The organism is Sorangium sp. So ce385 (assembly GCF_051474135.1).
GTDB classification, from domain to species: domain Bacteria; phylum Myxococcota_A; class Polyangia; order Polyangiales; family Polyangiaceae; genus Sorangium; species Sorangium cellulosum_D.
On record NZ_CP150337.1, the window covers coordinates 3,782,317 to 3,803,140 of the forward strand.

At 71.5% G+C, this 20,824-nt stretch carries 14 protein-coding genes; 5 read left to right on the forward strand and 9 right to left on the reverse strand.

The window, feature by feature from the left end; genetic code table 11:
• Positions 1-76 precede the first annotated feature (76 nt).
• The 4 genes from WME83_RS14140 to WME83_RS14155 all read left to right on the forward strand — a co-directional run bounded on the left by WME83_RS14140 (position 77) and on the right by WME83_RS14155 (position 7,534).
• Positions 77-5,095: an AAA family ATPase gene (locus WME83_RS14140; protein ID WP_437319809.1), complete on the forward strand. Its 5,019-nt coding sequence runs from the start codon at positions 77-79 to the stop codon at positions 5,093-5,095.
• Positions 5,096-5,208: 113 nt separating this feature from the next.
• Entirely contained in the window at positions 5,209-5,877 is a 669-nt protein-coding gene (locus WME83_RS14145) for a methyltransferase (protein ID WP_437319810.1), read from the forward strand.
• A 17-nt stretch (positions 5,878-5,894) separates the two neighbouring features.
• Entirely contained in the window at positions 5,895-6,710 is an 816-nt protein-coding gene (locus WME83_RS14150) for a class I SAM-dependent methyltransferase (RefSeq protein WP_437319811.1), read from the forward strand.
• Between the two features lie 47 nt (positions 6,711-6,757).
• Positions 6,758-7,534 carry an SAM-dependent methyltransferase gene (locus WME83_RS14155; RefSeq protein WP_437321998.1) on the forward strand — a complete coding sequence of 259 codons (777 nt, stop codon included), beginning with the start codon at positions 6,758-6,760 and terminating at the stop codon, positions 7,532-7,534.
• 75 nt (positions 7,535-7,609) lie between these two features.
• Here the strand turns inward: WME83_RS14155 and sfnG are convergent, their stop codons facing one another.
• From sfnG to WME83_RS14170, 3 genes are all read right to left on the reverse strand, one after another.
• Positions 7,610-8,746, reverse strand: coding sequence for a dimethylsulfone monooxygenase SfnG (gene sfnG / locus WME83_RS14160; RefSeq protein WP_437319812.1), 1,137 nt, complete (start codon positions 8,744-8,746; stop codon positions 7,610-7,612).
• 32 nt (positions 8,747-8,778) lie between these two features.
• The gene (locus WME83_RS14165; RefSeq protein WP_437319813.1) at positions 8,779-9,960 is read right to left on the reverse strand and encodes an acyl-CoA dehydrogenase family protein; all 1,182 of its coding nucleotides are present in this window, start codon (positions 9,958-9,960) and stop codon (positions 8,779-8,781) included.
• Between the two features lie 155 nt (positions 9,961-10,115).
• Complete coding sequence (locus WME83_RS14170) at positions 10,116-11,324, reverse strand: acyl-CoA dehydrogenase family protein (RefSeq protein WP_437319814.1); 1,209 nt, start codon at positions 11,322-11,324, stop codon at positions 10,116-10,118.
• 359 nt (positions 11,325-11,683) lie between these two features.
• Here WME83_RS14170 and ssuD point away from each other — a divergent pair, with 359 nt between their 5' ends.
• Complete coding sequence (gene ssuD / locus WME83_RS14175; protein WP_437319815.1) at positions 11,684-12,823, forward strand: FMNH2-dependent alkanesulfonate monooxygenase; 1,140 nt, start codon at positions 11,684-11,686, stop codon at positions 12,821-12,823.
• A gap of 62 nt (positions 12,824-12,885) precedes the next feature.
• Here the strand turns inward: ssuD and WME83_RS14180 are convergent, their stop codons facing one another.
• From WME83_RS14180 to WME83_RS14205, 6 genes are all read right to left on the reverse strand, one after another.
• On the reverse strand, positions 12,886-14,046 hold the full coding sequence (locus WME83_RS14180) for a sigma 54-interacting transcriptional regulator (RefSeq protein ID WP_437319816.1): 1,161 nt from the start codon (positions 14,044-14,046) through the stop codon (positions 12,886-12,888).
• Positions 14,047-14,153: 107 nt separating this feature from the next.
• Positions 14,154-14,720 (reverse strand): NADPH-dependent FMN reductase, encoded by a 567-nt coding sequence (ssuE, locus tag WME83_RS14185; RefSeq protein ID WP_437319817.1) that lies wholly within the window; start codon positions 14,718-14,720, stop codon positions 14,154-14,156.
• A gap of 499 nt (positions 14,721-15,219) precedes the next feature.
• A complete protein-coding gene (locus tag WME83_RS14190; RefSeq protein WP_437319818.1) occupies positions 15,220-17,136 on the reverse strand; it encodes a hypothetical protein in 1,917 nt (638 codons plus the stop codon).
• Between the two features lie 939 nt (positions 17,137-18,075).
• Entirely contained in the window at positions 18,076-18,825 is a 750-nt protein-coding gene (locus WME83_RS14195) for a hypothetical protein (RefSeq protein ID WP_437319819.1), read from the reverse strand.
• Positions 18,822-19,427: an RNA polymerase sigma factor gene (locus WME83_RS14200; protein ID WP_437319820.1), complete on the reverse strand. Its 606-nt coding sequence runs from the start codon at positions 19,425-19,427 to the stop codon at positions 18,822-18,824. The genes WME83_RS14195 and WME83_RS14200 overlap by 4 nt, the downstream gene beginning before the upstream one ends.
• The gene (locus tag WME83_RS14205; RefSeq protein WP_437319821.1) at positions 19,427-20,524 is read right to left on the reverse strand and encodes a hypothetical protein; all 1,098 of its coding nucleotides are present in this window, start codon (positions 20,522-20,524) and stop codon (positions 19,427-19,429) included. The genes WME83_RS14200 and WME83_RS14205 overlap by 1 nt, the downstream gene beginning before the upstream one ends.
• Positions 20,525-20,824: the final 300 nt, after the last annotated feature.

Below are 20,824 nucleotides of genomic sequence, written 5' to 3' on the forward strand. Positions count from 1 at the left end.
CACACAGGCCTGTTCAACAGGGCAGGTGGAACTCAAGCGTTCGACTGCTGTACGATGGCCCAGAGGGGCTCATTACATGCTGATTCTCCAGGACTACACTGCCACGGAAAAGATCTACGAGGGCATCACGTCCGTTCTTTACCGTGGTCACCGCAACGCGGATCGGCTGCCTGTCGCGGTGAAGCTCCTCAAGAGCGAGTACCCGGATCCGCGAGAGCTCGCCAAGATACGGCACGAGCACGCGCTCATGCGGGACCTACGCGTCCCGGGCATCCCCGTGGTGATCGAGGTGGGGAAGCACGGGAACGGCCTCGCGCTGATCATGGAGGACAGCGGCGGGCGGTCGCTGAGCGACATGATGCGGTCGCAGCGGCTCAGCCTCGCGTCGGCGCTGCGGATCGCGGCGTCGGTGGCCGATATCATCGACTCGGTCCACCAGCGCCACGTCATTCACAAGGACATCAAGCCGCACAACATCCTCGTCGACCCCGAGACGATGCAGGTCAAGCTGATCGACTTCGGCATCGCCACGCGGCTGTCGCGCGAGAGCCAGGCCGCGCTGGCGCCGGAGGCGCTGGAGGGGACGCTCGCGTACATGTCGCCCGAGCAGACGGGGCGGATGAACCGCGTCGTCGATCACCGCAGCGATCTCTACTCGCTCGGCGTCACCCTCTACGAGATGCTCACCGGCGTGCTCCCGTTCCAGGCGAACGACGCGATGGAGCTCGTGCACCACCACATCGCGAGGAGGCCGGCGCCGCCGGCGGAGGTGAGCCCGCAGCTCCCCCAGATCGTCTCCGATATCGTGATGAAGCTCCTCGCCAAGACCGCCGAGGCGCGTTACCAGAGCGGCGCCGGGCTCAAGGCCGATCTCGAAGAGTGCCTGAGCCAGCTGGAGGCGACCGGCGAGATCCAGCCGTTCGCGCTCGGGCGCTCCGACCGCGTCGGCGAGCTCCGGATCGTCCAGAAGCTCTACGGTCGAGAAGAGCAGACGGCCACGCTCCTCGCGGCGTTCGACCGCGCGAGCCGGGGCGCGGTCGAGCTCCTCCTGGTCTCGGGCGAGGCGGGCGTGGGCAAATCCGCGCTGGTGCAGGAGCTCCACAAGGCGATCGCGCACCGCCGCGCGTACTTCATCGAGGGCGCGTTCGAGCAGAGCGGCCGCAGCACCCCGTATGCCTCGGTGGCGAGCGCGCTCCGGAGCCTCGTCCGGAGCCTCCTGGCCGAGCGCACGAGCGCCCTCGAGCTCTGCAAGGCGAGCCTGCTCGAGGCGCTCGGCCCGAACGGCCAGGTGCTCCTCGACCTCGTCCCCGAGCTCGCGCTCGTCATCGGCCCCCAGCCGGCCGTGGCCGAGCTCGGACCTACCGAGTCCCAGAACCGGTTCAACCTGGTGTTCCAGAACTTCCTCCGCGTCTTCGCGACGCGGGAGCACCCGGTCGTGCTCGCGCTCGAGGACCTCCAGTGGGCGGACGCGGCCTCGCTCAAGCTCATCCACGCGCTGATGACCGGGCCGGGCGCCGCGCATCTGCTGGTCATCGGCGTCATCGGCACGACCCGGGAGGGCGAGCTCGCCGCGGCCCACCCGCTGCGCCTGCTGGTCGACGCGCTGCGGAGCGCGAGCGTCGCCGTCCACACGATCGCCGTCGAGCCGCTCCCGCGGCCCGCCGTCGCCCAGCTCGTCGCCGAGGCGCTGGACTGCGCGGCGGAGCAGGCGGCGCCGCTCTCGGAGGTCGTCTTCGACAAGACCCGCGGCAACCCGTTCTTCGTGGGCCAGTTCCTGAGGTCGCTCCGCCAGGAGGAGCTCCTGCGCTTCGACGCGCGCTCCCGCTCCTGGACCTGGGATCTCGCCCCGATCCAGGCGATGCAGATGACGGACAACGTGGTGGCGCTCATGGCGGGCAAGCTCCAGAGGCTCGCGCCGGACACCCAGCGCGCCCTGATGCTCGCGGCGTGCCTCGGCCACGAGTTCGAGCTGGAGGTGCTCTCGGCGATCTGCGATCGATCGCGCCGGGATACGGCCGGCGATCTCTGGGAGGCCCTGCGGGACGGGCTCATCCAGCCCACGGGCACCGAGTACCGCTTCGTCCACGCCTCTCCGCGCGGCGACGCGGCGGACGACGTGCCCTCGACAAGGTTCAACGTGTCCTACCGGTTCTTGCACGATCGCGTCCAGCAGGCCGCGTACTCGCTGCTCGACGACGAGCGCCGGAAGGCGGCGCACCTCCGCATCGGCAGGCTGCTCCTCTCGAACGCCGGCGCGAGCCCGCGCGACGACGCCCTGTTCGCCGTCGTCCACCAGCTGAACCTCGCCGCCGACCTGATCTCCGATCCGGGCGAGCGCGCGGAGCTCGCCAGGCTGAACCTGGCCGCGGGGAGGCGGGCGAAGGCGGCGAACGCCCACCAGGCGGCCGCCGACTACCTGGCGGTCGGGGCGTCGCTGCTCGGCGAAGAGGCGTGGGCCCGCGACGGCGAGCTGATGTTCGCGCTCTCCGTGGCGCTCGCCGAGTGCGAGTACATGTGCGGTCACTTCGATCGCGCCGAGTCGCTCTTCGATCTCCTGCTGTCCCGCGCGAGCTCCACCCTGGAGCGAGCGCAGGTCCACGACCTGCGGATCGTCCTCTACCTCACCCTGTTCAAGGTCGCGGACTGCATCAGCGTCGGGCGCGCGGGCCTCGCGCTGTTCGGGATCGAGCTGCCTCGCTCCGCGGAGCACTACCAGGCGGCGCTCGACGCGGAGCTCGCGGAGGTGCCTGTCAACCTGGGGGGCCGGCGGATCGAGGACCTGGCCTTCGGCCCGGCGCTCCGCGACCGAGAGACGCTGATCGTCCTGAAGCTCCTGACGAACCTCTCCTCGCCGGCGTACCTCACCGACGCGAGGCTCGCGGCGCTGGTCACGGCGAAGCAGGTCAACCTCTCGCTCCGGCACGGGCACTCGGAGGTGTCCGCGTTCGGCTTCGTGCTGTACGGCCTCTACATGGCGGTGCTGCGCGATCGGTACGACGAGGCGCGGAGGTTCGGGCGGCTCGGCATCGAGCTCAATGGGAGGTTCGACAACGTCGAGCTGGCCTGCAAGATCCACTTCACGTTCGGCGTCTACGCGCATTTTTTCTCCCCGCTGCGCGAGACGGTCGAGCACCTCCGGAGCGCGCTCGAGGCAGGGATGGTGTCCGCGGACTTCGCCTACCTCTCGTACACGTGCAACGCGATCGTCATGGCCCGCCTCGGCCTCGGCGATGAGCTCGCGTCGGTCAGGAAGGAGATCGACCGCTTCCTGGGCCTGATGGCGCGGACGAAGAACGCCCTGTCGACGGCCTTCCTCTCCATCGCGCGGCAGATGGTCGCCTGCCTCGAGGGCCGCACCGACGGCGGGGCCTCGCTCAGCGACGACGAGCTCGACGAGGCCGAGCTCGCGGCGACGCTCGGCGCGCCGAGCGCGATGTTCACGGCCTTCTGGTACCACGTGGTCAAGCTGGAGCTCCTGTTCCTCGACGAGGACTACGCCGCCGCGCTCTCGGAGGCGCTCGCGGCCGAGCGCGCGCTCGCGAGCAGCATGGGGTATTTCTCCACCACCGAGCTGTCGTTCTACATCTGCTTGACGCTGCTCGCCCTCGGCGAAGCCGCCCCGGAGTGGCCGGCGCGAGGCGCGTCGATGCTCGAGGAGCACCACGCGCGGCTCGCGCGCTGGGCGGAGAGCTGCCCGGAGAACTACCGGCACAAGCACCTCCTCGTCGCCGCCGAGCGCTCCCGCGCGTCCGGCGACGAGCTCGGGGCGATGGCGCGCTACGAAGAGGCGATCGAGGCCGCGCGAGAGAGCGGGTTCGTCCGGGACGAGGCGCTCGCGAGCGAGCTTTGCGCGAAGCTCCACCTCGCGAAGGGCAGGCGCACGACGGCGCGGTTCTACCTGGCGAGCGCGTGTTACGGGTATGTCCGCTGGGGGGCCACGGCCAAGGCGCAGGCCCTCGTGGACAGGTATCCAGCGCTCGCCCTCCAACCCGCGGTCGGCTCGGGCCGCGCGGACTCGCCGGTGTCGTTCACGGTGTCGAGCTCCTCGACCGCGAGCACCGGGCGCAAAGGGGTGCTCGACGTGACGGCGATGATCCGCGCGGCGCAGGTGATCGCCGGCGAGGTCGAGCTCGACAACGTGCTCGAGCAGCTGATGCGGATCGCCGTGGAGAACGCGGGGGCGCAGCGGGGCGCGCTCGTCCTCGATCGCGGCGAGCGGCTCGTGGTCGAGGCGCTCGCGACCGTCGATCCCGACGCGGTCCGCACGGGCATGACGACGCCCGTCGAGGAGAGCGCCGAGATCGCCGTCTCGGTCGTGCAGTATGTCGCCCGGACCCGGGAGCCGGTCGTCCTGGGCGACGCGACCGAGGACGCGCGCTTCGCGGCCGACCCGTACATCGCCGCGAGCCGCCCGCGGTCGGTCCTCTGCATGTCGATGATCCACCGGGGCCGGCTCACGGGCGTGCTTTACCTGGAGAACAACGCCATCAGCAACGCCTTCACGGCGGCGCGGATCGAGCTCCTCGGGCTGCTCCTGTCGCAGGCGGCCATCGCCGTGGAGAACGCGCTGCTCTACGCGCACGTGCAGCACCGCACCGAGGAGCTGCGCGTGGCCGGCGAGCGGCTGGAGCTCGAGCTCGCGGAGCGCGCGCGCTCCGAGCAGACCCGGGCGTCGCTCCAGGAGGAGATCATCCGGGTCCAGAACGACAGGCTGGCCGAGCTGTCCACGCCGCTCATCCCGATCACCGATCGCATCATGGTCATGCCGCTCATCGGGACGATGGACGCGGCGCGCGCCCAGCAGGTGCTGCACACGGCGCTGCAAGGGGTCGACGCGAACAGCACGCAGGTCGTGATCATCGACATCACCGGCGTCAAATCGATCGACACCAGCGTCGCTGCCTCGCTCATCCGCACGGCGAACGCCCTCCGGCTGCTCGGCGCGCAGGCGGTGATCACGGGCGTCCGCGGCGACGTGGCGCAGACGCTTGTCGCGCTGGACATCGATTTCGGGGCGATCGTGACCAAGGGGACCTTGCAGAGCGGGATCGCTTACGCGCTGGAGCAGAGCAGGAGGACTCGCCGTCTGTCCTGAGGGACCGACCAGGACACGACGGCGCGTCCCGCCATCTACAATCGCACTCGCGCAGGCACGAAGTCGCGCCTCCACTCTTGTTGCGGCGCGACTCGTACTTATATGGATGAGGCATGTTGTCGAGCGAGCACACTCGACGCGACGCCGAGCTCCGCGCGATCCGCCGCCGGCAGCCGTACGCGATCGACGTCGACGGACTTCGGATCTGCGTCGCGGAAGACGTCTTTCCTCCCGATCTGGGCTACTCGCCGCGTCGGCTCGCGGCCGTCCTCGGGCGGTATACGCCTCGTCGCGCCCTCGATATGGGCTGCGGCTCGGGGTACCTCGCCCTGGTGTTGAGCAAGAACGGAGCCGGAGAGGTCTGGGCGGTGGACAAGCATCCACCGGCGATCGCGTGCACGATGGCGAACGTGGCGAGGAACCCGCCGCTCCGGGTCCGCGCGGTGGAGAGCGATCTGTTCGCGTCGCTCGATCCTTCCACGACGTTCGATCTCATCGTGTTCAATCAGCCCTTCTATCCGAGCACGACCCCGCGAGGCGTGTTCGGCATGAGGCGTGACGGCGGCCGCGCCATCATCGAGAGGTTCTTGATCCAGGCGCGGGGCTTCGTCGCGCGCGACTCCGTCATTCTCATGCCCTTCTCGCGGATGGCGGGAGCAGAGAACGATCCGGGCGCGATCGCGGCGCGGCTCGGGTACACGTCCCGGATCGTGCGCCGCGACGACGACGGGCCGCACGCGCACGTCATCTACGAGATCCGAGCGCGAGGCCGCGCGTCCTGACGCCGGCAGGAGAGGCCATGATCGGGTTCGACGTCAGCCGCTATCCTCTCTGCGGTGCGCCGGAGGCGATGCCCGCGCGCCTCCGCCGGCCGCATCGGCTGACCCACCACGCCTGGGCCCTCGCGTCGCGCCGGTTCGTCCGCAACGACATCCCGCCCCTCCTCGACCGGCTGGAGGGCTGCACGAGGATCCTGGATATCGGCGGGGGAACCGGGGTGGTCGTGCGGCGCATCGCGGAGGCGCTCGGCGGGTGCACGACCGTCGAGCCCGACGCGGCGAGCGCCTCCGCGATCGAGGAGGCGCGCGCGGGCCACAGGATCTGCGTGCTGCGCGGCAGGGCCGAGCGCCTGCCGATCGAGGACGACACGTTCGATGGGGTCGTGTCGACCTGGGTGCTTCACTACGTCGATGACGTCGTGACGGCCGTGGAGGAGATGATCCGGGTGTGCGACAGGCGCGGGGCGCGGATCTTGATCGTGCAAGGGGCCCCCGACAACGAGATGATCGGCCTGCTGAACAGGAACTGCTGCGCCGTGGCGGGCGACGCGGCCGACCATCAGGGATCCCTGCTCGCGACGGCCGCGGAGGTGCTCTTCGGCCGCGGCTTCAGGAGCATCGAGATGACGAGGGTGAACGTCGAGCTCCGCTGCGAGGAGGCCGATCTCGAGGAGAGGATAGCGAGCGCCGCGGAGGTCCTTCAGCGGTTCTGGTACGACCGGCACCCGGCGGCGGAGCTCATGAAGATGCGGCTCGCAGGCGAGCTGAGGGTCCATTTCGCGAGGAAGCCGAGCGCGATCGGCAACGATGGCGTCCTTTTGGTCGCGCGCCGATGAGGTGCCCCGCCGGGGCCGACCGGCGCGCGGCGCGGAGAGAGCAGATGATGAGCGGTTCAGCATCCGTGGGACGGTTCGCTCACGCGAACGCGGCGCGTATGATCGATTACTGGCTCGGCGGCATTCACTACCTGCCGGTCGACGTCGAGGCGGCGAAGGAATACGAGGCCGCTTACGGCGATTTCCGCGGCATCTTCCGCGTCCTGCGCGCGTACATCGGGCGCGCCGCGAGGGCGATCCGCGCGGAGGGGATCGATCAGCTCCTCGTCTTCGGCGCCGGGCTGCCGACCTCCGGGAACGTCCACGAGGCGGTGCCGGACGCGCGGGTGCTCTACACCGACGTGGATCCCATCAACATCGCGATGGGGCAGCGGATCCTGGCCGGCCAGCCGAACGTCGGGTATGCCTACTGCGACGCTTCGGACCTGACCACGCTGGATCGGGCGCCGGTCGAGCGGGTGCTCGGGCCGATCCGGCGGCTCGGGATCGTGTTCGTCGGGGTCGCCGCCTTCATCGCCGACGACAAGCTGGCGGCGACGTTCGCGTCGCTCTACGACCTGGCGCCGGTCGGCAGCTTGATGGCGCTCGATTTCGACAGCGAGATGTGCCGCCGGTACCCGCGGATCGTCGAGCTGCTCGAGGCGCCGGGGCTCCGGTTCCACATGCGCGCCCCGGAGGCCATCCGACCGCTGCTCGGCCCGTGGCGGCTGACGAGCGAGGGTATCACCCCCGTCGGCGCCTGGCGCAATCGCGGAGAGGACGCCGATTATCCGCCGTTCATGTACGGGTGCATGGTGCGCCGTCCGGGCGACGAGGAGGGCTGATCCCGGGTCGACCACCCGCGGGGCGCCCGCGCCGCCCGGACCGAGCTCGCCGGAAGGCGCCGGCGCCGGCCGCCCTCAGGCCGCCTTGCGCGCCTCGTCGGCCTCGAGCTCGCGGACGATCGGCAGGACCTTCTTCCCGAACTGCTCCACGTCCTCGAGGTAGTGCAGGAACCCGCCCAGCACCAGATCGACCCCGGCCGCCTGATAGGCCACGATCCGCCGCGCGATCTGCTCGGGGGTGCCGATGAGGCCCGTGCGGAAGCCGTCGTTGTACTGCACGAGATCCTCGAAATTGGAGTTGGCCCACATGCCCTCGCGCTCGGGCGACGCGCGGCCGGCTTGCCGCACGGCGTCGCCGAAGCCGTTCACCGCCTCGACGTCCGCGTGCGCGATGATCTCGCGCAGGACCTGCCGCGCCTCCTCCTCCGTGTCGCGGGCGATGATGAAGGCGTTCAGGCCGAACTTCACGCGGCGCCCCGCCCGCGCGGCGAGCTCCTGGATCTCGCTCACCTGCGCGCGGACGCCCTCGATGGAGTTGCCGTTCATGAAGTACCAGTCGGACACGCGGGCGGCCATCTGCCGCGCCGCCTTCGAGTTCCCCCCCTGGAAGATCTCGGGGTGCGGCTTCTGCACCGGCTTCGGCTTCAACGTGAAATCGTTGATCCGGTAGAAGTCGCCCCGCAGCGAGAAGTGGTCCTCGGTCCAGATGCCGCGGAGCGCCCGGATGAACTCCTCCGAGCGCCGGTATCGCTCGTCGTGCTCGAGCCACGGCTCGCCGAGGGCGGTGAACTCCCCCTTGAACCAGCCGCTGACGACGTTGACGGCGAACCGCCCGCCCGACAGGTCGTCGGCGGTCGCGCCGAGCTTCGCGAGCACCCCGGGGTGCCACAGCCCCGGGTGGACCGCCGCGATCACCTTGAGCCGCTCGGTCGCGAGCAAGAGCGCCAGGCTGAACGACGTCGACTCGTGCTGGTATTCGGCGCCGTAGCTCGCCATGTACCGGACCTGGCTGAGCGCGTACTCGAAGCCGCTGCTCTCGGCGAGCCGGGCGAGCTTGCGGTTATAGTCGAAGCCCCAGTGCGTCCGCTGCTCGATCTTGCTCACCACGAGCCCGCCGCTGACGTTCGGCACCCAGTACGCGAACTTCACGGGGCCGCGCGAGGGCGTCGTCGAGGTCAGCGCGGTCAGCGCATTATTTCCGTGATCACTCATGATTGTATTCCTCCAAGCGTGCCCGCGGGGGCTCACTCTCCGCCGGCCTCGAAGAGCTCGAGCGGCAAGCCGACGAGGGATTTGCCGATCCACTCGCGCGCGATGTTGTTGGACGGCCCCATGCCGATCGCGGCGCGCGCGTCGCGGAAGGCGCGCTCGAGCGGCCCGCGGCGGTAGCCGTAGCCGCCGCTCACGTCGAGCGCGAGGCGCGCCACCTTGTTGGCCACCTCGGCGGCGTGGACCTTGAACTCCGTGAGCGGCATGAGCAGCTCGCCCTGCGGCCTGCCCGCCGCCTGGAGCTCGTCGAGCTGCTCGGCGAGCGCCGCCTGCCAGGGGCGGAGGCTCTCGACGAGGACCTTCGCCTCCCCGAGCTGCTGGCGGAGGACCTGGTAATCGGCGAGCCGGCGATCGAAGTCGCGGTGCACCGTGCCGAGCGCGTACTGGGTCACGGTCGCGAGCGCGCCGCGGGCGACGCCGTGCCACGCGGCGCCGAGCCCGATGAGGTACACCGGCGAGACGCCGTGATAGATGATGTCCTTGCCCTGACCCTCCGCGCCGAGCCGATCGCGGCGCGGCACGGGCACGTTCGTGTAGCGGATCGGCCCGCTGTGGTTGCCGTGCACCCCGAGGGCGTCCCAGCGGCCCGCCTCGATGCCGGGCTGCTTCCCGTCGACGATGAAGAAGGTGATGTCGGTCGGCCCCTTCGCGCCCGGCGTGCGCGTCTGGAGGACGTAATAGTCGGCCTTCCCCGCGCTGGTCGTGAACGACTTCTCGGCGGAGATCAGGTAATCGTCCCCGTCGCGCGCCGCCTCGCTGAAGTTGAACCACCAGTGGCCGCCCGACGCCTTCTCGCTCGTCGAGTAGGTGCCGACGAGCCCTCGCCGGGCAGGCCTGAGCCACCGCTCCTTCTGATCGTCGTTGCCGAAGAGCGCGATCGTCTGCACCGCGCCGATGTGCATGACGTAGACGAGCGCGGTCGACGCGCAGGCGCGCCCGATCTCCTCGGCCGCGATGGCGAACGCCGTGTGGCCCAGCCCGAGGCCGCCGAGCTCCTCGGGCAGGAGCACCCCATTCCACCCCTCGCGCGCGAGCGCGTCGAGGTTCTCGCGCGGGAACACCCCCTCGCGATCGATCCGCTCGGCGTTCGGCGCGATCACGGCGGCGACAATTGCCCCCACGCGCTCGCGGACCCCTGCATCATCTCGTCTCGCCATGTCTCTCTCCTCATGACGGCGCACGCGCGCCGATCGCTCTTGCCAAGATCCGGTCCGGCGAGCTCCCGTCACGGCGCCCGCCCCGCCGTGCGCGCCGCGCCTCGACGTCGCCATCCCGGAGGGGTCGCTGCCCGGACCGGTCGTGTCGCGCTCCCTTACGAGTAGAAGCTCGGCTCCGGGATCGCGCCGTTCAGCGCATAGGCCCCGAGCTCGCGCGATTTGTAATCGACCGGGTCGTGCAGCGTGTGCGTGCGCAGGTTCCGCCAGAACCGATCCATCCCGGCGCTGGCGGCCGTCGCGCTCGCCCCCATCACCTCGAACATGTCGTTCGTGATCTCGAGCCCCGCGCGCGAGGTCGCCACCTTCGCCGCGGCGACGGCGATCGCGCACCCGCCGCGCTGCTCGGGGCTCAACCGATCTCCCTGCTCCCACGCCGCCTGGAACGCCGCCCCGGCGCGATCGGCGAGCAGCCGCGCGCCCTCGAGGGCGAGCCACAGGTCGCCGTACCGCAGGAGGACGTACGGGTCCTCGGTCGCGGGCGTCCCCTTGGCGGCGATCCAGGGGCGCCGCCGCGTGCGCGTGTACCGCCGCGCCTCCTCGAAGGCCCCCTCGGCGAGGCCGAGGTACACGTTCACCAGCACGAGCTGGGCGAGGCAGGGGCGCAGCGAGGCGAACGGCGAGCCGAGCGGCCCCGGCGTGGTGAGCAGCTCGTCCGCCCGCACCTCGACGTCGTCGAGCTCGACGGTGCCGCTGTCGGTCTGCCGCTGTCCCATGTTGTCCCAGTCGTCGAGCACCCGGATCCCCGGCCGACGGGTGGGAATGGCGGCGACCACGAGCTTGGATGTCGCGTCGTCGAGCGCCGATACGATGAGCATGTCCGAGTCGCTCGCCCCGGAGCAGAAGCTCTTCGCGCCGCGCACGGCGAGGCCGTCGCCGCGGCGCACGAGGCGCGCGCGCGTGTCGAGCGGGTTCAGCGCGTTTCCCCAGAACCAGCGCTCCGCGACGGTCGCGGCCTGGAGCCGGCTCGCCTGGTCCGCGCTCCCGAAGAGCCGCAGCGTCGCGAGCATCAGGTGATGAAAGCCGAACACGTGGGCGACGGCGCTGTCGGCGCGGGCGACGCGCCGGACCGCCTCGAGCACGACGGTCCAGGGCGCCCCCCAGCCGCCCAGGGACGCCGGCACCGAGAGCGACAGGAGCCCGCTCCGCCGCAGCCGATCGCGCTCCTCCTTGGGCGTCCCGCCCCGCTTGTCCCGCTCGACGGCCGTCGCGGCGAAGGCGCGCGCGAGGTCGTCGGCGACATCGAGCGCGCTGCCCGGCGCCGGAGGCGACTGTCCATTGCTTGCGTGAGCCACTTCGCCCTGCATGCCTCGGCCTCGGTGGACATGCGATGTCGCGACGTCGCGCGCCATGGGCACATCACTGGCTAAAGTCGGAAATTGCCTTATAAATAGGCATGCGCCGTGCCATCGAGCCGCCCGCGCGGACTCGGTCGTTGCGCCATGAAGCCTGTCCGGCATTGCTGCTCCAGCAGCAGTCGCTGCGCGTGCGCTGCTGCTCCAGCAGCAGCTGCTGCTCCGGCAGCAGCGGCGGCGCCGCGGTGCGCGCAGGCGCCCCCGGACGGCGGCCGGCGCTCGCGCGGAAGCCCCTCACCTCGCGGCTGCGGCGCGAAACGTGCCTCCGGGCCGCAGGCCCGATGATCCACGGGCGAGGAGCCCACGATTTCATGAACATCTTCTGGTTTCTCCCGACGCACGGCGATGGCCGCTATCTCGGCACCGCCGAGGGGGCGCGCCCCGTCTCTCTCGCCTACCTTCGCCAGATCGCGCAGGCCGCCGACGACCTCGGCTATTACGGCGTGCTGCTCCCCACGGGGAGGTCTTGCGAGGATGCCTGGGCGGTCGCGTCGGCGATGATCCCGCTCACGCAGCGGCTGCGGTTCCTTGTCGCGCTGCGGCCGGGCATCGTCTCGCCCACGTGGGCTGCCCGTATGGCGGCCACGGTCGACCGGCTCTCCGACGGCCGCCTGATCCTCAACGTGGTGACCGGCGGCGATCCCGCGGAGGCCGAGGGCGACGGCGTCTTCCTCGGCCACGACGAGCGGTATGCCGTGACCGACGAGTTCCTCACCATCTGGCGCCGCGTTATGGCCGGCGAGACGGTCGACTTCGAGGGCAAGCACCTGCGCGTCAAGGGGGCGAAGCTCCTGTATCCGCCGATCCAGGCGCCGCACCCGCCGCTCTACATCGGCGGATCGTCGCCCGCGGGGCACGCGCTGGCCGCGCGCCACCACGACGTCTACCTGACGTGGGGCGAGCCCCCGGCCGCCGTGGCCGAGAAGATCGCGGACGTGCGCCGCCGCGCGGCCGCGGAGGGGCGCGAGGTGCGCTTCGGGATCCGCCTGCACGTCATCGTGCGCGAGACGGCCGAGGCCGCGTGGGCCGCGGCGAACGACCTCATCCGGCACCTCGACGACCGCGCCATCGCCGCGGCGCAGCAGGCGTTCGCGCGCTTCGACTCCGAGGGCCAGCGGCGCATGGCGGCGCTGCACAACGGGCGTCGCGAGGCGCTCGAGATCAGCCCGAACCTCTGGGCCGGGGTCGGGCTCGTCCGCGGCGGCGCCGGCACCGCGCTCGTGGGCGACCCGGAGACGGTCGCGCTCCGCATGCGGGAGTACGCCGAGCTCGGGATCGACACGTTCATCCTGTCGGGCTATCCGCACCTCGAGGAGGCCTATCGCGTCGCCGAGCTGCTCTTCCCGCGGCTCTCCCTCGCGCGGAAGGGGCCTGACGTCCGCACCAACCTCACGGGGCCGTTCGGCGAGGTGATCGCCAACGACATCCTCCCCCAGCGGTCGCAGAGCTGAGCCGGCCGGAGCGCCGCGTCGCGCGCGCCGCCGGGCGGCTCCGCGCGGCGCGCGGCGCGCGGTCAGGGCTCGGGGGCGAGGAGCTCTCGCACCGCCGCGCGCGCCTCCCCGGCCCTCGACAGCGAAGCTGGGGACTCCGACGTGGGGGGCGCCGCGAGCTCGCCGGATTGCAAGAGGCGCGCGCGCACGAGATCGCGGCTGACGCCGAGCCGGTTCGCGGTGTGCCCCAGGTTGCGCTCGCAGCGGCGGTAGGCGGCGCGGATCACGAGCTCCTCGACGCGCTCGTGCACGTTGGGAAAGTCGCCCTCGAACAGGGCGGTGATGGCGCTCTCGAGCGTGGCCATCCACGCGTCGACGCCGCTCGACGCGCCGGGGAGCGCGGGCGGGGGCGCCTTCGGGGGGAGGCTCGCGAGCCGCAGATCGCTGCCTGTCACGCGGCCGGCGCGGCAGACGAGGAGCGCCTGTTGAATGACGTGCTCCAGCTCGCGGATGTTGCCCGGCCACGGGTGCGCGAGCAGGCGATCCATCGCCGACGACGCGAGCACGCACGGCGCGGGGCCGAGGCGGCGCCCGTACACGGCGAGGAAATGCCGGGCGAGCGGGAGGATGTCGCCCGGCCGCTCGCGCAGGGCCGGCACCGCGATCGCCGCGCCGGAGAGCCGGGAGAGCAGGTCCTCACGGAACCTGTCGACGGCGACCATGTCCTCGAGCGGGACGCTCGTGGCGGCGATGACGCGCACGTCGGCGGGCGCCGGCTGCCGCGCGCCGAGCCGGACGACCTCGCGCTCCTGCAGCAAGCGCAGCAGCCTGTCCTGCGCGCCGACCGGCAGATACCCGATCTCGTCGAGGTAGAGCGTGCCGCCCTCGGCGGCCTCGACCAGGCTGCGCTTCGGGGCGGGGCCCCTCGCGCCGCTCCCTTGCTCGACGCGCTCGACGCGCTCGACGCCGAAAATCGCGCTCTCCGCGAGCGCGGGCGACAGCGCCGCGCAGCTCACGGCGACGAAGGGCCGGCTGCGGCGCGCGCCGAGCTCGTGCACGTAGCGCGCGAGGATCTCCTTTCCCGTCCCGGTCTCGCCGGCGAGGAGCACGGCCGCGTCGCCCGCGGCCGCCTGCTTCACGCGCTGGAGCAGCTGGTGCGATCGGCGGTCCTCGAAGGCGAGCGCCGTGGCGCGCTCGGTCGGGGCCGTGGTCGATTCCGGGGTGGGGAGGGTGAGCAAGCGCATGGTTTACCTCGAAGCACCGGGAACTGTTGGCAGGTGTCTTTCGCTTCCGTGGGATCGAGCGATCGAACCGGAGGGCGGCCTGCGCCGCCCTCCTCCCCGGCCGGACCTCAGGCGGCCACGTCGCGCGCCGGGAGCGGGAGGCCTTCGCGGAGCACGCTGTCGATGAAGGGCCTCACGACCTCTTCCAGCTTGCTTCCGAGCTCGTCATCGATCTCGAGCGCGCCGTCCTCGCCGAGCCGGAGCGCCTTGTCGAGGAGGAAGAGCCCGGCGAGCACGTGCCGAGCGCCGAGCGACTGGAGGACCGGGCGCAGCCCGTAATCGATGGCGAGCACGTGCGCGAGCGTCCCCCCCGTCGCGAGCGGCAGCACGGCCTTCCCCGCGAGCCCGAACTGCGGCAGGAGGTCGAGGAACGCCTTGAGCGCGCCCGTGTACGAGGCCTTGTAGATGGGCGTCGCGATGACGACCCCGGACGCCTCCGCGACGATCCGCACCGCGTCCGCGACGGCGGGCGAATCGACGCGGCCGAAGAGGACGTCCTCGGCGGGGAGATCGCGGACGTTGACGGTGGTGACGCGAAACCCCTCGCGCCCGAGCCGCGCCGCGATCCGGGCCGCCAGCGCGGCGGTCTTCGAACGGGCGGAAACGCTTCCAGTGATGATGGCAATGCCTGACATGAGCGCGTCATAACAAAGCCAACGGCCTTTGTCCACTATAGCGGATATGTTATCCGTCTTGACGGATCGTGCCCGACGGATTGCTGCTGCGGCCCTCCGGAGCGTGAGCCTGCGGAAACGGCGGCTGTCATGGCGTTCCCTGGCGCCTACATGCGCCTGCACGGCCCCCCATTGTGCCTTGGCGCCGCATCTGCCCTCTCCTGCCATGCCGTTCCGGTCGTCGCTCATGCCACCTGATCCCTGGATGGTGAGACGGCGGCTGTCCTTCATCCGATCGGCAGGCAGCACGGATCTTCCGCGCCCTGTTCACCGGGAAGCGAAATCCTGCGCGAAGCTTCTTGGGTGAGCGAGCGCCCCGCGCCGTGGCCGGACGCGGGCGAGCGTGGCGAGGGTCGAGGGTTGGGCCACAAAAGAAAAAGGAAGAGGACGCCGGCCGGGGGGGGAGAGCACCGGCGCCTCTTCCTGAGCGCGCGCTCGCCTTCGCGAGCGCCCGCCCGCGCTAGTTCTCGAACCGGACGTTATCCAGGTAGTACGGCCCCGAGTTGCTGGTCACGTTGAAGTTGAACTGCAGCTTCACGTCGGTGGGCCGCGGCGTCGCGCTCAGCGCGTTCTTGGTCGCCGTCGACAGCGCGGCGAACTGGATCCTCTGGAACGACCCTCGCGTGATCGGCGTGAGCGGCACGTTCCCGGCCCACTGGTTGTTGATGCCGGCCGACGGGATCGAGATCAGCACCTCGACGTTTCCGACCCAGCTCGGGTTCGGCTGCGCGGGGGACACGAAGAGGTCGACCGTGATCTTGTTGCCGATCGTGAGCCCCGCGGTGCTGAAATTCGGGCTGACGACCGCGTGGAACGTGCCCGGCGTCAGGACCTGGAGCGAGGAGATGCCCTCCACCGCGCGGCCCGTGTGGAGCGACAGCTGGGCCTGCGTCGACGTCCACGCGCCCGGCTTCTCGAACCCGAGGATCGGGTTGTTGAGGAGGAAGTCCGCCATCACGTTCTCCCGGAACGGGATGAACACCTCGGTGAGCGCCTCCGAGATGACGAAGCGCTGCCCGCCCTCGATGGGGTCGCTCTCGAGCTGCTCGGTCGTCTGGACGAACGGGGCGCTCTTGGCCAGCGTATCCGTCGTACCGAGATCGAGCTCGACGGTGGGCGAGCCCGTGGCGTCGCCGATGGGCTCATGGCACCCGCTGCACGACAGCGAGAACGCGCGCCCGACGATCTGGTCCGGCGTGAGCGTGCTGCCCATGGCGGTGAGCTTGTTCTGGATGCTGGTCCTGAGCGCCGAGGGCCCGCTGCCGAACGGGGCGAAGTAGTTGTTCTGGAGCCCGATCATCTGGCTCTCCCCGGCGTTCATGGTCGTCGGGTAGCCCGGCTCGAACGCGAAGCGGTTGATGTCGTCCGCCGCGGCGAGCCGCTCCACCAGGCTCGGGAACGACGTGTTCCGGAAGGTGACGGCGCGCGCGTCGGTCGACGCGGGATCGAAGAGCGGCGCGGCCGGGGTGTCCTTCACGAACGACGGGGTCGCGACCAGCGTGGCGCTCGTCCCGGAGCCGCTGTGCAGGAGCCTGAACTCCCGCAGGTTCCACGTCGTGAAGGGCACGGGCGGATCCCCGACGACCTCGGGGGCGAAGAGGAACTCGTTGGTCCGGATCTGGCCGCCGAACGGCCCTGTGTTCTGACCGTAATGATCGATGTGGATGACGGGCTCGAACCCGGGCAGCCCCTCGAAGTAGAAGTCGTGCAGCGCGTCCCGCCGGTCCGCGAGGGTCTCCAACGGGTCCGACAGGCCGTACCAGAAATCGACGATCGGGCGGCAGCCTTCCCGGCCCAGGCTCGGCGTCGGGTTGGGCAGCCGGGCCTCGAAGATGATGAAGTTGCGCAGCTGGAACGCCCCCGGGGTCATGCCCGAGCGCCTCGCGAAGACCACGCGGTACTCACCGCAGTTGGCGCCGTCCGGCGGGGCGAGGTCGAAGCGGTTCGACAGCGTCGTGGCGACGTACGCGTTGTCGGCGGTCTCGTCGGCGAAGGGATCCCGTTCGGCCTCGAAGCCCACGGCGCGGGGGCAGTCGATCGGCCAGCCGTTGATCGACCCGTCCGAGCCGGGGATCACCACGTCATCGCAGTTCGGGCCGAGCCCGAGCCCGTCCGCGGCCTTCCGGTTCGTGTCCATGAGCTGCTGGAACAGCTGGAGGGGCGTCAGGCTGACGCCCGCCTGATCGATGAGCTGCTGGAGCACGTCCTTCAGCGTGAACGCGCTGAGGATATCGGCGTTCGTGACGACGAGCGACTTGCGCCCCTCGATCGGGAACGCCAGGGAGAGCTCCTGTGCGGCGGACGCGGTGTCGCCCTCCGCGAGATCGGCCGGACCGCCGTCCGTCGGCGAGAGATCCGCGCAGGAAACGGGCAGCATCGCGAGCGAGATCAGCGCGGCGCGCCGCGCCCGCCGGAGCGCTCCGGCGGGGGCAGAACCAACAGGAGAGCGCACCGGACTGCTCGAACTCGACGGCTTAGAGAACATGAAACCTCCTGAGAACGACGACGACGAACGACGGAGCCCGCGCTGCAGTGCGCGCGCTCCCGGGTGATGGATGAACGTGCGGACGGAGCCCGACGACCGCGGGCGATCGCGCGTCGGCCTGCGAAGACACGAATCGAGCGCGCGCCCGAGCGGGACACGACGCGCATGGATAGCGTCGGGCCTACGGCTCTGCGATGAGGCGATGAGACGCCGTCATCTCCCGGAGCGGCAGCCCGTGAACGCGGGCTGAACAATAGTGGTATTTACGTCCCGAGCAAGCCTTATCCGATGTCTTGTTCGTGACATGCCAGGCGCCGCGCGCGGCTCCTGTCGGCCGGCGATGGACACCCGGAGAACATCGTTGCTGGCGTGGACGAGGGATTCGCCGTTCATGTGCTCGAGCGTCGTAGGGAGCTCGTGCGTGAAGGCGCGGTTGCGCGCGACCCTCGCGGCCCGAGCCGCGGTCGTCGATAGGGAAGAGCGCCTTGTCCAGGAAGATGCCTGTCCAGCGAACGCTCATGTTCATGGGGCGGTGTACGGATCTCGCCGCCATGGCCGTCGGCGGCGGGGCTCAGCTCCCCGACCGATGACGGCGGCGCCGCGCGTGTATGCGGCGGGCGGGCGCGCGGAGGCCGCCGGGAGGACGACGGCCTCCGCCGGGGGGCCAGCCCGGGCGCCGGGCCCGGCGTGCCGGCCCAACCTCGTCGACGATCGCCGCATGCCCCGTGAATGCTGCCGAGCTCGCTGGCCCTTCACGAAATCGTGAGGGGCGCGTCCGCTCTTCAGCCCGTCACGGCGCCGCGGCCTCACGGCCCTCGGCCCGTCAGGGGGTCACGGCGCCGCGCTGACGATCCGGCGCACCGGCTCGGCGAAGGAGCTCGACGGGTAGCGCGCCATGAACACGGCCGCGCGCGCCCGCGCCTCGTCGGCGCGCCCAAGGCGCATCAGCGCGCGGATCGCGATGAACTCCCGCTCCTCCGCGAGCCGTCCCTTGGGGAAATCGGCCTCGTGCTGGGCCAGCGCGGCGAGGGCGGCCGCCGGGTCCTGCGCGAGCGCGGCCCGCGACTTGTCGACGAGGTTGGACTCCCGGACCAGGTCGTCGTTGTCCTCCGCGGCGATCGCGTCGGGCGCCGGCGCGGCCGGCCGGGTGTTCCGCGGCGCCTCCCGGCGGGCGACGGGCGCGGGCGCCGGCTCGGGCGCCGGCTCCGCCGCCGGCGCGGGCGCCGGCTCGGGCGCGGGCGGCGCGGCGGCGGGCAGGCCGCCCCGCGCGCTCGAGAACAGCTGCTCCAGCGGCAGGTCCGTGAGCGGCGCGACCGGCGCGGCGGCGCTCCGGCCGTCGTCGAGGGCGGCGTAGAGCCCGGCCCCGCCGGCGCCGAGGCCCACCGCGAGGAAGATCCCCTTGATCCACATCGGCACCGTCGCCCCGGCGCCCGCGCTCGTCGCGAGCGGCGCCACCCGGGCCGCGGTGCGCGCGAGCTCGGCGGAGGTCATCGGGCGCGGGCGCGAGGCGGCGAGGAGGAGCTCACGCGCTCCCAGCGGGGCGCCGCCACCTTCCAGCTTCCATCGCTTCGGATCGCTCATTGGAGCCCCCTGCGCGCGCGCTCGGCCTCGCTCTTCTTCAACAGCGTCGCGAACTCTTTCCGTGCCGCGTGGAGGCGCGAGTATACGGTGCCGACGGGGACGCCGACCAGGCTCGCGATCTCGTTGCAGGGCATCTCTTCGATCTCGAACATGACGAACACGGCTCTTCGGTCGAGATCCATGGCCTCGAGGATGCCATCGAGCTTCAATCTCGCCTGATGTTGGGAGGTGATCTCTTCGGGGCCGCGCGCGGAGTCCGGCACGTCGTCCACCACCTCGCCGAGGCGCTCCCGCCGCGTGTGGGCGCGGCGGCGGTGCGACGCGGCGACGCGGCGGCAGATGGCGAAGAGCCACGTCGTGATGGGGCAGGCCCAGTCGAAGGACGGGAGCCGCCGCTGGACGACGATGAAGACGTCCTGGAAGGCATCTTCCAGGTCCGGATGCTGGATGCCGAACCGCTGCAGGGTGGCCCAGACGAATCCGCCGTGCTCGGCGTGTAGGGCGACGAGGCTCCGCGGCGACTGCTTGGCGTCGCCCAGGACCTCTGCTCGTAAAGCTTGCTCCACGGTCTGGTGGATGCCGCCAGCCGGGGGATCCTTCATCAAAAGGTGACCCCGACCCCCGCGAACGCCGCGCCGCCGATGGCCGGCTGCTCGAAGCCCGCCGGCTGCCCGTCCTGCAGCTGGAAGCTGTACCGTGTCATTGGAACGAAGAGATCGATCCCGGTCTCGAGCCGGAGCGGCCCGACGATGCGGACGCCGAGCCGGGTGCCGGCCCCGAGGCTGAGCCAGGCCCGCGAGCCGACGTCGGTGGGCAGGATCGTCGGGGTGATCTGCTCGTCCCCGTAGACGACCGCGTAGATGGCACCCGCCACCACGCGGCCGCAGAGCCCGAAGGCGAGCGATCGGCTCCGGACCGCCTCCAGGCAGCCGCCGAGCCAGCCCGCGGTGAGGCCGAAGGCGAACGTCCGCTGGGTCGCGTGCTGCTCCGGGAGCCAGAGCGCCCCCGTCTCGAGGGTCCACCGCGGCAGGACCGCCCACTCGCCCGAGAGGGCGACGCCGGCGCCGGGCGAGGGGACGAGGCCCACCGAGGCGAACCCGCGCCAGGCGACCGAGAGCCCGGCGGGCGCGGGATCTTCGGCCGGCGGCGGCGCGGCCCGGGTCTCGGCCGGCCAGGGGAACGGCGGCTCCGGCGACCGCACGGCCGCCGGCGGGCTCGGCGGCCGCACGGCGGCCGGCGGCGGCGGAGGGGGCGGCGCTGGCTCGGCGGCCGGCGGCGGGGGGGCCTCGGCCGGGGCGGAGAGGGCGGCCTCGGGATCGGTGGTGAGCATGATGTGCACCGCCGCGGCGGCCACGATCCCGTCGCAGCTCTGGCCGTGGTCGGAGAACTCGCGGACGGTCGGCGGGGCGCCGTCGCACAGCTGGGTGCGGATCGTGGTCGACCAGGCGCCGGGCTGCCCCTGCACCACGGCCTCGATCGAGGCGACCTTGCCCGTGGTGACGAGATCGCGCCCGAGCCGCCGCGAGATCTCGGCGCGGAACTGGGCCGCGCTGGGGCACTGCGCCTCCGCGCCCGCGAGGCGCACCCACGACACGTCGGCGGCCCCGCGGTCGCACTCCTCCGCCCGCGCCCCGGCCGGGGCGAGCGCGACGCAGGCGCCGAGGACCGACATCAGCGTACGTACGGCCGGATCGCTCACCGCCGCCCCCTTCGCGCCGGCGGACCGGGCTCGCGGCGGGGGAGGGGGCGACTTCGTATGGTGCGGCGCGTCATGCGGAGAGAATGTTAGCTCAGTCGCCAAATTGTAGGGGGCCTGTGTACACGCGGGTGGATCACAAGTCACACGGGATTTACGGGCGCCGATGCTGGTTCGCTTCCATCGCGTGTACACGAGGCGACCCGGGTGGGGAAGGCTCGCGGGCCGCGCGCCGACGCTGGCGAGGCGGCGAATGCCCCGGCGTTCCGCGCGGGTCGGCGCGCTTCGCGCCGCGGCGGGCTG